Raw genomic sequence first — 13,540 nt, 5'->3', positions numbered from 1 at the left:
TCGTGGCGGTTGGGCCCAGCCGGGCCAATGGTCTCAGGAAGAACCCTAATAAGCGTGCCGCCGAGGCGACGTGAACGCCCTGCCTTTGTCGCGTCCACCCGGTACAGACGCGACGGTGTCGAAGTGCCCCTTGACATGCCTGGCCCATTCCCGCGAGAGCGGCAGCTGAAAACGCCTGAACGCTTGTCGCTCCCGGTCTTCCGAAACGGTAGTTCGGCCGGTTCCTTGATGGCGTGCACACCTTCCAACACGCGTGAACTACAGGCAAGTGACGCGTCACATTCCGCGCGACATCGCGTTGACCTCCCGAAAGTGGGAGCGCGATACCTCCACGAACGCCGAACACGCACATCACAAGGAGTTGCCCATGCAAGCCATCCCCGACGCACGGCCCTATGACGCAGTTGTCATTGGAGCAGGACACTCCGGCCTGTCGCTCAGCGCCTTGCTGGTGGAGGCAGGCGTGCGTCATCTGGTTCTGGAAGCGGAAACCATCGGCTCCAGCTGGACGCGGCGGTGGGATTCCTTCCGCCTCAACACGCCCAATTTCCTGACCGCCCTGCCCGGCTACCAGTACGACGGCGCGGATCCCACGGGTTTTGCCACCGCGTCCGAGGTCATCGACATGCTGACCGACTATGCGCGCCGGCGGCGGCTGCCTGTCGTCGAGGGATGCGTCGTGCATAGGGTGTTTGCGGCAGGCGACGGCTACCGCGTCATCACCAGCGACGGCACGCTCGAAGCACGCTGCGTGGTCGTGGCCAGCGGGGAGTACCGCCGCCCGCGCTGGCCGCGGGCGTTCTTCTCTCCTGCCTCCGAGCTGCAGGTTATCCACTCCGGCGATTACCGGCGACCCCAGCAGCTCGGCCCGGGCGCCGTGCTTGTAATCGGCGGCGGCCAGTCCGGCGCACAGATCGCCCAGGACCTTCGTACTGCAGGGCGCGAGGTGTACTGGTCCATGGCCGATCGTTTCTCGCACATCCGCCGGGTACGCGGCAGGGATTCCATGCACTGGTGGGACATGCAGGGGCTGCTGCACCGGCACGTAAGCGAGCGGCCGGACGTGGTGGCGGGGGTGCCGGGCGCGATGCAGAAGGCAAGAACGGCGGAGTTCCCCTTGGTATCTGGAACCGGCGCGCTGGGCATGGGCAGCTCCATCAGCCTGCTGTCGATGCACCGCGACGGCATCGTGCTGCTCGGCAGGCTGGAGCACCTGGAAGGCCACATCGCGCACTTCCGCGATGCGCGACCGCAGATCCGCGAGGCCGTGGCCGGCACCCGCGCCGAGTACAGGCACCTCAACGACATGGCCGATGCGCACTATGCATCCATCGCAGAGTCACCGACCGACGACGCCCGCTATCTGCCCGAAGAGGTCTACCTGGACTGGGAGCCGGACGCCTCACCACGTTGCATCCGGCTGGACGCCGCCGGCATTGGCTCGATTGTGTCAGCCACCGGCTTCGACGCGCAGTGGCCATGGCTCGAAGTACCGGGCGTACTCGACCCGAACGGCTACCCACTGGGCGATTACGGCGTCTCCCCGCAGCCGGGCCTGTTCTTCATCGGCATGTACAACCTGCAGCGACCGAGCTCGAACTTCCTGTGCAATGGTGGGCGGGATGCGCGCGAACTACTCCAGAGCATCCTGACGCACCTGGACGCCAGCGCCTCACCTCCATGCAATAAAGTGGGTCTGAACTTGTCATTTCGCCCCGCGGAACCAACCACCCGATGAGTAAACCCCACATCGTCGCCGCCTCACTATTGTTGGCACTTTCAATCTGCCCGGCACATGCCAGTGTTGAGGCGACGCTGGACCTCCTTCCCACGGGGAGCAGTGAGATTGCAGTAGCGATCAAGTACACCAACAACGGCGCCCATCCAGCCTCCATTCGTGCGGCCGACATCCCACAGACAATGCCGGACGGCCGCCTTTGGAACAACGCGTTCCACGTGGTCTCTTCGACCGGCGAAGTAGCCAGATACACAGGCGTTATCGTCAACCTGACCATGGAAGCTCGAAGCGAAGTACTGACGTTGCAACCTGGGCAGGTGGAGATCGTCCAGGTAAATATTTCTTCCAACTATCTGCTTGAACCCGATACAGACTATGAGCTGACACCTCGCGGCTTCGAACAGAGACCTCTTCCCGATCCCAGCGCGGGGCAGTCGGCCGGGTCGCCCACCGCCCCACCCGTATTCACTTCATCACCCACGCTACGGGTGAGAACGGGTCCGCGCACCATGGGAATCGATAACTCCGCAGGATTGAAGAACCGATCTCCGGAAGCAGCGTGCTCACCGGACAAAATACTGGCAGTCGCCGCAGCCATGAGTGCATCCGCGAAACTCGCACGAGACGCGAGAGACTACGTCGAAGGGCTATACGGCTTGGATCTCTCGCCGGATCTCGCGAGAACCGCAAGAGACGTGGCGTCCGATCACGCCTACGGCTACGAGTACTTCGCGGACAATCTCGATTCCCAGAACTGATGAAAAAAGGGCCGCCGGTGCGAACCGGCGGCCCTACGGTCTTTCGACGGAAAAGTCTCGCCTCAGCGACCCGTCTTCACCTCTGTCCACAACCGGGTGTACAGCTTGTCCACATCCGGCGGATTGATCGAGTAGGTGAACATCTTCGCGGCCACGTCGGCCGGCGGGTAGATGGTCGGGTCGTTGCGGATCGCTTCGTCCACCAGCGGCGTGGCCGCGCTCACCGGGTTGGCGTAGTGGATGAAGTTGGTGTTGGCCGCGGCGACCTTCGGGTCCAGCAGGTAGTTGATGAAGGCGTAGGCCGCTTCCGGGTGCTTGGCATCCTTCGGAATGGCGAGCATGTCGAACCACTGCGGCGCGCCTTCCTTCGGGATCGAATAGGCCACGGTCACGCCGTTGGCCGCTTCGGCCGCGCGGTCGCGGGCCTGGATGATGTCACCCGACCAGCCCACCACCAGGCAGGTGCCACCGTTGGCCAGCGAACCCACGTACTGCGAGGAGTGGAAGTTCTGCACATACGGGCGGATGGTCTTGAGCAGCTCGGCCGCCTTCTGGATCACCGCCGGGTCATGACTGTGCGGGTCTTCGCCCAGGTAATGCAGCGCGATCGGAATCATGTCGGCCGGGGTATCGAGGATCGTGATCCCGCAGTCCTTCATCTTTGCGATGTTTTCCGGCTTGAAGATCAGGTCCCAGCTGTTGGCGATTTCGGTGCTGCCGCCGAAACGCTCCTTGAGCATCTCAACGTTGTAGCCGATGCCGGTGGTGCCGATCATGTACGGCACACCGTACTTGTTGTCCGGATCCTGCTGCGCGATGCGCTTCATCATCTCCGGGTCGAGATTGGCCAGGTTCGGGATCTTGCTCTTGTCCAGCGGCAGGAACACGCCGGCCTGGATCTGGCGGCCGAAGAAGTTCAGCGTCGGCACCACCACGTCATAGCCGCTGCCACCGGCGAGCAGCTTGGTCTCGACCATCTCGTCGCTGTCGAACACGTCGTAGGTCACCTTGGTGCCGGTGGCTTTTTCGAAGTTCGGGATGGTGTCTTCGGCGATGTAATCGCTGTAGTTGTAGACGTTCAGCACCTTGCTGTCTTCCTGCTTGGCGCCGCCACAGGCGCTGAGCATCGAAACGGCAATGCCGAGGGTGAGGATTCGCAGCTTCATCGGACTCTCCACAGGTCAGGTGCAAGGCGGGGGAACCGGCCGGACCGGCATGACGGTGCCAGCCTAACGGGCAGCCGGGTATTTTCCCAGCACATGGCGCTCACGGCCATGCCTGATCGGGCGGCTGGGCCGCTTACACATTCAGCAGCAGGAACTCCCGCTCCCAGGAGCTGATCACCCGGAAGAAGGTCTCGTACTCCTTGCGCTTGACCGACACATACGCCCGGCAGAACCGCTCGCCGAGCATCTCGCGCAGCTCGGGGCAGCGCTCCAGGCCGTCCAGCGCCTCGCCCAGCGAGCGCGGCAGGTCGTAGCCCAGCTCCTTGGCGCTGCCACTGATCGGCGCGGTCGGCGAGCCCTGCTCGCGGATGCCCAGCAGGCCGGCGGCCAGGGTGGCGGCGATCGCCAGGTAGGGATTGGCATCGGAGCCGGCAAAACGGCTTTCCACGCGCATGTTTTCGGGGGTGTCCATCGGCACCCGCAGCCCGCAGGTGCGGTTGTCGAAGCCCCAGTGCACGTTGCTGGGGGAGACCTCGCCGAATACCAGCCGCCGGTAGGAATTCACGTTCGGGGCAAAGAAGGCCATCGCTGCCGGCACGTACTTCTGCAGGCCGGCCAGGTAGTGGCCGAACAGCGGGCTGAACTCCTCCCCGCCGTTGTCCCCACTGAACACGTTGTGGCCGTCGCTGACCCGCACCAGGCTCTGGTGGATGTGCATGGCACTGCCCGGCTCGGTTTCCATCGGCTTGGCCAGGAAGGTGGCATACACCCCATGGCGCATGGCTGATTCGCGCATGGTGCGCTTGAACAGGAACACCTGGTCGGCCAGGTCCATCGCGTTGGCGTGGGTGAAGTTGACCTCCAGCTGCGCTGCGCCGGATTCGTGGATGAGCGTGTCCACGTCCAGCTTCATCGCGTCGCAGTAGTCGTACATCAGGTCGAGGATCGGATCGAATTCATTCACGGCATCGATCGAGTACGACTGCCGCGCCGTTTCCGGGCGGCCCGAGCGGCCGGCGGGCGGCAGCAGCGGAAAGTCCGGGTCGGTGTTCTTCTGCACCAGAAAGAACTCCAGCTCCGGCGCCACCACCGGGCGCAGGCCCAGTTCGGCATAGGCATCGAGCACCCGGCGCAGCACGTTGCGTGGCGCCAGCTCATGCGGCTCGCCGTGCTTGGTGTAGCAGTCGTGGATGACCTGCGCGGTGGGGTCGGTGGCCCACGGCACCATGCGCACGGTATCAGGGTCCGGGCGCAGGATCATGTCCGAGTCCGACGGCGAAGTCAGTTCGTAGTAATCGTCCGGAAACTCGCCGGTGACGGTGGTGGCGAAGATGCCCTCGGGCAGCCGGGTGCCGTAGTCATGGGAGAACTTGTCGGCCGGGATGATCTTGCCGCGCGCGTTGCCGGTGATGTCCGGCACCAGGCATTCCACTTCGGTGATGTGGCGATCCTTGAGCCAGCGCAGCAGCACACTCTCTTCGGCAGCCGGTTTGGCCGTGGCCTTGCGCGCGGGGGCCTTCCGCGACGGAGCGGCGGCCTTGCGCGATGGAGACGGGGCTTTGCGCGAACGCGTTCGGGTGGTCATGACCGGTCTGCTGTGCTGGAGTAACGACGACAAGCTTCGCCGAAGGGCTGGAACGTATTGTGATAGTGCCACTGTACCCCCGTCGGCAACCGCCGTCACAGCGGGCGCACCTGCCCTCGACACGGGTTGCTGGCATGCTGGGCGCATGAGCGAGCCCCCGATGAGCCTGGCCGGACAGGCGCACGCACCCAGCTGGTATGCCGACAGCGTGCCCGACGCGCCACTGCGCGCGCCGCTGCGGGGCGACCATGCCACCGACGTGTGCGTACTGGGCGCGGGCTATACCGGCCTGTCGGCCGCGCTCTCGTTGGCCGAACGCGGCTACCGGGTGACCGTGCTCGAGGCGCACCGGGTCGGCTGGGGCGCCTCGGGCCGTAATGGCGGCCAGGCCATTGTCGGCTACGGCTGCGAGGTGGATACGCTGGAACGGCTGGTCGGAAATGCCGATGCGCGACGCCTGTTCGACTTCTCCCGCGAGGGCATGGCCCTGCTCCGCAATCGCCTGAGCCACTACGCGATCCAGTGCGACTGGCGCGATGGCCACGCCAGCGTGCCAATCAACGCGCGCCAGGAGCGTGCGCTGCGCGCAGGCATGGACACGCTGGTGGAGCGCTACGACTACCCGCTGCAGTGGTGGGACCGGCAGCAGCTGCGCAGCCAGCTCGACAGCCCGCGCTATCGCAGCGCGATGTTCGATGCGGCCAGCGGCCACCTGCATCCGCTCGCCTATGCGCTGGGGCTCGCCCGCGCGGCCGAGGGCTTGGGCGTGGTGATCCATGAGGCCAGCCCTGTCCTGGAACTGGTGCGCGGGGACCGCCCGCAGCTGCGTACCGCCCACGGCACCGTCACCGCCAACCAGGTGGTCATCGCCGGCAACGCGTGGCTGCAGGGCATCGCACCGGAGCTGGAGAGCCGGATCATGCCGGTGGGTACCTATATCGGCGCCAGCGCCCCGCTGGGCGAGGAACGGGCCCGGGCGCTGATCCGCAATGACATGGCCGTGGCCGACGTCAGCTGGGCGCTGGATTACTTCAAGCTGAGTACTGACCACCGGTTACTGTTCGGCGGCCGCGCCAGCTATTCCGCATTGCCGCCACCGAACCTGCGCGGGGTAATGACCAGACGCATGCACCAGGTGTTCCCGCAGCTGGCCGACGTGGGCATGGAGCAGGTCTGGGGCGGCTACGTGGACATCACCCGCAACCGTGCCCCGCATTGGGGCCGGCTCACACCCAACGTGTACTTCGCGCAGGGTTTCTCCGGCCATGGCGTCGCCGCGACGGGATTGGCCGGCGCAGTGATTGCCGCGGCCATTGCCGGACAGAACGAACGATTGGATGTGTTCGAGCGCATTCCGCATGCACGCTTCCCCGGTGGGAAGCTCCTGCGCACGCCGCTGCTGGTGGCCGCCATGTCCTGGTACAAGCTGCGGGATGTGTTGGGGTAAAGGGTGCGTAGTCGAGCGCAGCGCTCCCCTCAGGGGCGCTTGGGTGCAGGCGGCGGATTCGGCGGAAGCTTGGGCCGGTTGCTGCGAATCGGCTGATCCGCGCCGTCAGAACGCACGCGTCTCCATGGCGGCAGTGGTGGATTGGAACCGTTGCGTAAAACAGCCATCTCGAACTCCTTCGACCATTATTACTTCGACCCACCTGACATCGGTCGCTTGAATGATTATGCCCTCCAGATCAATCAGATCCACAGGATTTCCATCATTATCGATCCACGCAGGATCCAGAATATAGAACTGACCCTGTCCTGGATTCAGAGGCCACTCCTTCGGCCAGCCCGTGAGTCGCCTCCCGTCGACCAGATGCAGCACTACGTCGGAAAGGCTCGAACCCAGGACACCATGCCACTCGCTTGAATGCGAACTGCGAGATGTCAGTCCTTTCTTCCTCAGCCAGGAATGAACGGCATCTTTGTTGACGGCAGCTGCCATCAACGCACCCAGAGCTGTCGCAATCAACACCGAGCAGGTGAGCTGGCTTGTCGATGTCCACTCTCCAGCGGACCAGACGCGGCCGAGTGCTTCCAACACGGCCTCAATCATCCGAGTGACGGCATGAACAACGAACGTAAAGACCAGCGCTTCAACTGTCCTTTCGAACTGACTGGGTTTGGGATGAGACGTGAACCCATAAAAGATCGATGCGGACAGGAAGCCCGGCAGCAGGAACGTGAGTAGCGGGGTCACTTCCTTGTAGAGGTTGTCCATGCGTTGCGGACCAGAGTTTCGAGCACAGAGGAATCGTAAGCGGCGGAAGCATGCCCGTACGTGCATCAGCTCTCATTCCAGTCGGGTAGCGATTGATTCTCCCTACGGGTTGGTCGGCCGGAGTCGGGAGGGCTGCCACGCAGGGCGTGGCACTACGGTCCGGGACGTCCGGATCCGGGCGCTGCAGCCCCGGATCCGGACATTTCGGTCACAGATCAGAAGATTGACCCTAAAGTCCGGCGTGAAGACGCCGATACACCTTCCGACCCTCTCGGATTCGAGCGTACGCAACATGCCGGCACTGTTTCAGGGCGCCTTCCCCAGCGACCCCGGTGATGACCTTCCCCAGCGGATCCTGCTGGTGGAGAACTCGCGCACGTTCACCAGCATGCTCAAGGAAGCCATCGAGCAGCGGCTGGAGCTGCCGGTGTCGGTGGCGACCTCGCTCGCCGAGGCCGGGCGCCTGCTGGATGAGGAACAGGGCTGGTTCCTGGTGCTGACCGGGCTGGTGCTGGCCGATGGCGACCGCGACAAGGTGGTGGAGTACTTCCTGTCGCGCGGGCTGCGTACGGTGGTGGTCAGCGGGGTGTACGACGAGGACCTGCGCAAGCGCGTACTGCAGCAGCAGATCATCGATTACGTGCTCAAGAACACCCCCGGCAGCATCGACTACCTGGTGTGGCTGGTGCAGCGCCTGGACCGCAACCGGCGCATCGCCGCGCTGGTGGTGGATGATTCGATGTCCGCGCGCATGTACGCCGCCTCGCTGCTGCGCATGTATGGCCACGACGTCTACGAGGCTGCCGACGGTGCCGAGGGCCTGAAGGCGATCGAGGCCCACCCGGCGATCCGGCTGGCGGTGGTCGACCAGGAAATGCCCGGCATGGAGGGCGTGGAATTCACCCGCCGGCTGCGTACCCTGCGCTCGCGCGACAAGGTGGCGGTGATCGGCATTTCCGGCAATACCGATCCCTCGCTGATTCCGCGCTTCCTGAAGAACGGCGCCAATGACTTCCTGCGCAAACCCTTCTCGCGCGAGGAGTTCTTCTGCCGCGTCTCGCAGAACGTGGACCAGCTGGAGCTGATCGGTACGCTGCAGGACCTGGCCACCCGCGATTTCCTCACCGGCCTGCCCAACCGCCGCTGCTTCCTGGAACAGAGCACGCGCCAACTGCCGAAGCTGCAGGTGCAGGGTGAGCAGGTGGCGGTGGCGATGATCGATATCGATCACTTCAAGCACATCAACGACACCCATGGCCATGAAGCCGGCGACGACGCATTGCGGGCGGTGGCCGCGGCCGTCGCCGACCACGCACGCGACCAGGACCTGATCGCGCGCTTCGGTGGCGAAGAGTTCTGCCTGCTGGTACCGGGGCTGGAGGAAGACGAAGCCATCGGCTACTTCGAGATCCTGCGCCAGCGTATCGCCGCGCTGGAAGTGGATCTTGGTCACACCACGCTGCGGATGACGGTCAGCATCGGCTTGTGCTGCATCCGCCCGCAGCACGATTCGCTGCACCGGCTGATTTCCGAAGCCGACCGCCAGCTGTATCTGGCCAAGGCCGGCGGCCGCAACCGCGTGTGCAGCACGCGCGAGGCCACCGCCGCCCGGGAACCCGCGCTGGCGCCTTGATCCAGATCAACGCAGGTGCGCCCCGCCCTGCCTAGAGTCGTTCCCAGCGAACATCACAGGGAACGCAGCATGGCACTTCTGGTCTGGCAGGACGACCTGAACATCGGCATCGACGTCATCGACCACCAGCACATGCGGATCGTGGAGATGCTCAACCACCTGCACGTGGCGCAGACCAGCCTGCACAAGGTGGCCGTGGCCGAGGTGATCGACGAACTGGTGGACTACACCATGTCGCACTTCGCGTTCGAGGAAGAGCTGATGGAAGAAGCCGGCTACCCGTTCTGCGCCGCGCACAAGCGCGTGCACGAGATATTCGGCAAGCGCGTGTCCGAATACCGGCTGCGTTTCCAGGCCGGCGAGGACATCACCGACGAACTGCGCACGATGCTGTCGCGCTGGCTGTTCAACCACATCCGGGGCGATGACAAGGCCTACGCCGAATCGGTCAAGCAGCACCTGAACCAGTTCGCCCGCGATCACCAGCAGGGCAGCTGGCTGGGTCGCACCCTCAAGCGGATTTTCCGCTGAGTCGGGTTGGCCGGCCCATGGCCAGCAGCGCCAGGATGGTGATCACCGCAGTCAGGCACAGGTAGTAGCCCACCGCGACCAGACCGAAACGGCCGGCCAACCAGGTAGCCACGTACGGTGCCGGCGCCGCGCCGAGGATGCCGGCCAGGTTGAACGACAGCGAGGCGCCGGTATAGCGCACCTGGACCGGGTAGATTTCGGCCAGGAACGTGCCGCAGGGCCCGTAGGTCAGGCCCATCAGGAACAGGCCAAGGGCCAGGAACCCCACTACCAGCCACGGACTGCCGGCCTGGAACAAAGGCGCGAACAATACGCCGAAACCGAGGATCAGGCCGCTGGCCACGATCATCGTGCGCCGGGTGCCCCAGCGGTCGCCGTACATCGCCGACAGCGGAATACCGGCGGCGAAGAACAGGATGCCCACCATCTGCAGCAGCAGGAACTGCTCGCGGCTGTAGTGCAGCACGGTGGTGCCATAGCCGAGGGTGAACACCGTCATCAGGTAGAACAGCACGAAGGTGGCGAACGCCCCGAGCGTGCCCAGCACCAAGGTGCGCGGGTGGTGGCGCAGCACTGTCCACATCGGCAGGCGCACGCGTTCGTTGCGGTCCAGTGCGGCCTGGAACTGCGGGGTCTCATGGATGTTCAGGCGCACCCACAGGCCTACCGCCACCAGCAGTGAGCTGGCCAGGAACGGCACGCGCCAGCCCCACTGCAGGAAGTCCGCATCGCTCATCGCGCGGCCCAGCAGCAGGAAGATGCCGGCCGAAAGCAGGAACCCGAGTGGCGCGCCCAGCTGCGGGAACATGCCGTACCAGGCCCGCTTGCCCGGTGGCGCGTTCTCCGTGGCCAGCAGTACCGCCCCACCCCACTCGCCGCCCAGGCCCAGGCCCTGGCCGAACCGGCACAGTGCCAGCAGCGCCGGCGCCAGGATGCCGATGCTGGCGTGAGTGGGCAGCAGGCCGATCGCCACGGTCGACACGCCCATGGTCAGCAGCGCAGCCACCAGCGTGGCCTTGCGCCCGATCCGGTCGCCGTAATGGCCGAATACCGCCGAGCCGACCGGCCGGGCGATGAACGCCACCGCGAAGGTCGCCAGCGACTGCAGCAGCGCGGCACCCTCGCTGCTGTCGGGGAAGAACAGGTGCGGGAACACCAGCACCGCCGCCGTGGCGTAAATGTAGAAGTCGAAGAACTCGATGGTGGTGCCGATCAGGCTGGCCAGCAGGATGCGGCGGGGCGAATTGGCGGCGTTGGCAGCGGCAGGAGTCGACATCGTTCACGTGCGGGAAGATCAGCTGCCCGATTCTGCCACGTGACCGCCGCCCACCGTCGCGATGGTTGCACGCGAAACAACGAAACCAGCGGTAGCCCCGGCCGTTGGCCGGACCAGGCTGTGCCGAACGAAACCAGCGGTATTCCCGGCCGTTGGCCGGACCAGGCGGTCCACGACGAAGCAACTATCCAGGCAGTAAAGTCGAGACCATCCACATTCGCGGGTCCAGCACCATGCCCCCCACCAAAACACCGCCATCCCCGCTGTCCCAACACGCACCCACCAGCCTCGACGCCTGGTGGATGCCGTTCACCGCCAACCGCCAGTTCAAGGCCGCACCGCGCCTGCTGGTGCGTGCCGAAGGCATGTACTACCACGACGTGGACGACCGCCCGATCCTTGATGGCGCCGCCGGACTGTGGTGCTGCAACGCCGGGCACGCCCGGCCGCGGATCGTGCAGGCCATCCAGCAGCAGGCGGCTACGCTGGATTTCGCCCCGCCTTTCCAGATGGGCACGCCGCTGCCATTCGTGCTGGCGCAGCGCCTGGCCGCGCTCGCTCCCGGACCGCTGAACCATGCGTTCTTCACCAACTCCGGTTCCGAGGCGGTGGATACGGCGATGAAGATCGTGCTCGGCTACCACTGGCTGCGCGGCGAAGGCAAGCGCACCCGTTTCATCGGACGCGAGAAGGCCTATCACGGGGTCGGTTTCGGTGGGCTCTCGATCGGCGGCCTGCCCAACAACCGCAAAGGCTTCGGCCCTCTGCTGGCAGGCAGCGACTTCCTTCGCCACACCCTGGACCTGTCACGCAACGCCTTCACCCCCGGGCTGCCCCGCCACGGCGCCGAACTGGCCGAGGACCTGGAACGGCTGATCGCGCTGCATGATGCCTCCACCATCGCGGCGGTATTCGTCGAGCCCATTGCCGGTTCAGCCGGGGTGATCCTGCCGGCGCCGGGCTACCTGCAGCGCCTGCGCGAAATCTGCGACCAGCACGGCATCCTGCTGGTGTTCGACGAGGTCATCACCGGTTTCGGCCGGGTCGGCAACCCCTTTGCCGCGCAGCGCTTCGGGGTCACCCCGGACCTGCTGACGATGGCCAAGGGGCTGACCAACGGCGCGGTGCCGATGGGCGCGGTGATGGTGTCCGATGCCATCCACGCCGCGTACATGCAGGGCCCGCCGGGGGCCATCGAGCTGTTCCACGGCTATACCTATTCCGGCCACCCGCTGGCCTGCGCTGCTGCGCTGGCGGCGCTGGACACATACGCCGCCGAGGGCCTGTTCGACCGTGCCATCGAGCTGGGCGAATACTGGCAGACCCGCCTGCACAGCCTGCGCGGGCTGCCGAACGTGGTGGACATCCGCAATTTCGGGCTGATCGGTGCGGTCGAGCTGGCGCCGCGCAAGGGCGCGCCTGGTAGCCGGGGCTTTGAGGTGTTCGAGCGCTGCTTCCGCGACGGGGCGCTGCTGGTGCGCTGTACCGGCGACGTGATCGCGCTGTCGCCGCCGCTGATCATCGACCGGGCGCAGATCGACCGGATCGTGGACGTGCTGGGCGAGATGATCCGCGCCACGGCGTGATGCCGGCGACCGGTACAATGGGCGGTCAACAGCTGCTCGCCAACCGGATTGCATGGACATCGTCGTCAAAGAAGAACTCAAGGCCTACATCGATCCGCTCACCGCCGACGAACACGAGGCGCTGGAGCGCAGCATCCTGGCCGAAGGCTGCCGCGACGCGCTGGTGCTGTGGAACGATGTATTGGTGGATGGGCACAACCGCTACGGCATCTGCCAGAAGCACGGCCTGCCGTTCCAGACGGTGCAGAACACCCGCTTCCAGTCGATGGACGACGTGCACCTGTGGATGATCGAACAGCACCTGGGCCGGCGCAGCGTGTCTGACTTCCAGCGCGGCGTGCTGGCCCTGCGCAAGCGGGACATCCTGGCCGAGCGCCACCGCGCCGACCAGGCCCAGCTGCAGCGCGAAAGCGACGGCGAGATCGCCGATGCCACGCCCGAAGGCGATGAGGACAGCCCGCCGTGGGCGCCGGCGCCGAAGGTAAGCCGCGCTGACATGGCGCGCGAAGCCCGGCTGAGCAGCAGCCAGGTGACGATGATCGAACGCATCCACAAGCAGGCCGCGCCGGAACTGGTGGAAGCGGTCAAGAGCGGGGTGATCTCGATCAGCGCTGCGGCGGCCGTAGCGGCGCTGCCGGAAGAGGAACAGCGCGCGGCCGCGGCCGCCGGCAAGGACGAGCTGAAACAGGCCGCCAAGCGCGTGCGCGAGGCCAAGCGCAAGCCGCGCAAGCCGGTGCAGGAGGTGCTGCACAGCGCCGATGGTGAGCTGGAGGTCGATCCGAGCCGTGAGGCCGAGATTGCCGAGGCGCTGACCTCGCTGGGCGAAGGCCCGGCCGAGCTGCGCCAGCGGGTGATCGCGCTCACCCTCGAAAACGATGCGCTGCGTGCCCAGTTGGCGGCGCTTCGCCGACAGGTCGGAGACGTGGCGTAACCGTTCTGCCGGCCAACGGCCGGCGCTACCGTCGAGCGATGTGGGAGTTCCATGGTAGCGCCGGCCGTTGGCCGGCCCTCCAGAATGCTTGTCGAGGCGGCGTTCGCATCCGGGTCGATAC

The 13,540-nt window shown here is 65.6% G+C and carries 11 protein-coding genes; 7 read left to right on the top strand and 4 right to left on the bottom strand.

Going from position 1 to position 13,540, the window contains the following annotated elements:
• Positions 1 to 367 precede the first annotated feature (367 nt).
• Both V9K91_RS04845 and V9K91_RS04840 read left to right on the top strand, forming a co-directional pair.
• On the top strand, positions 368 to 1,738 hold the full coding sequence (locus V9K91_RS04845) for an NAD(P)/FAD-dependent oxidoreductase (RefSeq protein WP_249834025.1): 1,371 nt from the start codon (positions 368 to 370) through the stop codon (positions 1,736 to 1,738).
• A complete protein-coding gene (locus V9K91_RS04840) occupies positions 1,735 to 2,496 on the top strand; it encodes a hypothetical protein (RefSeq protein WP_249834024.1) in 762 nt (253 codons plus the stop codon). Before V9K91_RS04845 ends, V9K91_RS04840 begins: the two co-directional genes overlap by 4 nt.
• Positions 2,497 to 2,558: 62 nt before the next feature.
• Here V9K91_RS04840 and V9K91_RS04835 read toward each other — a convergent pair whose 3' ends face one another.
• The gene (locus V9K91_RS04835; RefSeq protein ID WP_249834023.1) at positions 2,559 to 3,662 is read right to left on the bottom strand and encodes a polyamine ABC transporter substrate-binding protein; all 1,104 of its coding nucleotides are present in this window, start codon (positions 3,660 to 3,662) and stop codon (positions 2,559 to 2,561) included.
• 133 nt (positions 3,663 to 3,795) lie between these two features.
• Complete coding sequence (locus tag V9K91_RS04830) at positions 3,796 to 5,247, bottom strand: glutamine synthetase family protein (protein WP_068850634.1); 1,452 nt, start codon at positions 5,245 to 5,247, stop codon at positions 3,796 to 3,798.
• Positions 5,248 to 5,392: 145 nt separating this feature from the next.
• Between V9K91_RS04830 and V9K91_RS04825 the strand changes: the two genes are divergently transcribed.
• Entirely contained in the window at positions 5,393 to 6,694 is a 1,302-nt protein-coding gene (locus tag V9K91_RS04825; RefSeq protein WP_237334329.1) for an FAD-binding oxidoreductase, read from the top strand.
• A 105-nt stretch (positions 6,695 to 6,799) separates the two neighbouring features.
• Here V9K91_RS04825 and V9K91_RS04820 read toward each other — a convergent pair whose 3' ends face one another.
• A complete protein-coding gene (locus tag V9K91_RS04820; protein WP_184124202.1) occupies positions 6,800 to 7,462 on the bottom strand; it encodes a DUF6338 family protein in 663 nt (220 codons plus the stop codon).
• A 292-nt stretch (positions 7,463 to 7,754) separates the two neighbouring features.
• On the opposite strand from V9K91_RS04820, the gene V9K91_RS04815 reads away from it, so the two are divergent.
• Both V9K91_RS04815 and V9K91_RS04810 read left to right on the top strand, forming a co-directional pair.
• Positions 7,755 to 9,095, top strand: coding sequence for a diguanylate cyclase (locus V9K91_RS04815; protein ID WP_184124209.1), 1,341 nt, complete (start codon positions 7,755 to 7,757; stop codon positions 9,093 to 9,095).
• A gap of 69 nt (positions 9,096 to 9,164) precedes the next feature.
• Positions 9,165 to 9,626, top strand: coding sequence for a bacteriohemerythrin (locus V9K91_RS04810; protein ID WP_068850625.1), 462 nt, complete (start codon positions 9,165 to 9,167; stop codon positions 9,624 to 9,626).
• Here the strand turns inward: V9K91_RS04810 and V9K91_RS04805 are convergent.
• Positions 9,607 to 10,902 (bottom strand): MFS transporter, encoded by a 1,296-nt coding sequence (locus V9K91_RS04805; protein ID WP_068850622.1) that lies wholly within the window; start codon positions 10,900 to 10,902, stop codon positions 9,607 to 9,609. The two genes, V9K91_RS04810 and V9K91_RS04805, sit on opposite strands and share 20 nt — an antisense overlap.
• Before the next feature lie 233 nt (positions 10,903 to 11,135).
• Here V9K91_RS04805 and V9K91_RS04800 point away from each other — a divergent pair, with 233 nt between their 5' ends.
• Together V9K91_RS04800 and V9K91_RS04795 are read left to right on the top strand one after the other, a co-directional pair.
• Positions 11,136 to 12,488, top strand: a complete 1,353-nt coding sequence (locus tag V9K91_RS04800) for an aspartate aminotransferase family protein (protein WP_336443700.1) — start codon at positions 11,136 to 11,138, stop codon at positions 12,486 to 12,488.
• 52 nt (positions 12,489 to 12,540) lie between these two features.
• Positions 12,541 to 13,419, top strand: coding sequence for a plasmid replication/partition related protein (locus V9K91_RS04795; RefSeq protein ID WP_095364000.1), 879 nt, complete (start codon positions 12,541 to 12,543; stop codon positions 13,417 to 13,419).
• The last annotated feature ends 121 nt before the right edge of the window (positions 13,420 to 13,540 follow it).

It is taken from the genome of Stenotrophomonas sp. CCNWLW57 (genome assembly GCF_037203925.1).
In the GTDB taxonomy this organism is placed as follows: Bacteria; Pseudomonadota; Gammaproteobacteria; order Xanthomonadales; family Xanthomonadaceae; genus Stenotrophomonas; species Stenotrophomonas rhizophila_A.
This window is presented reverse-complemented; position numbering and strand designations above follow the sequence as displayed.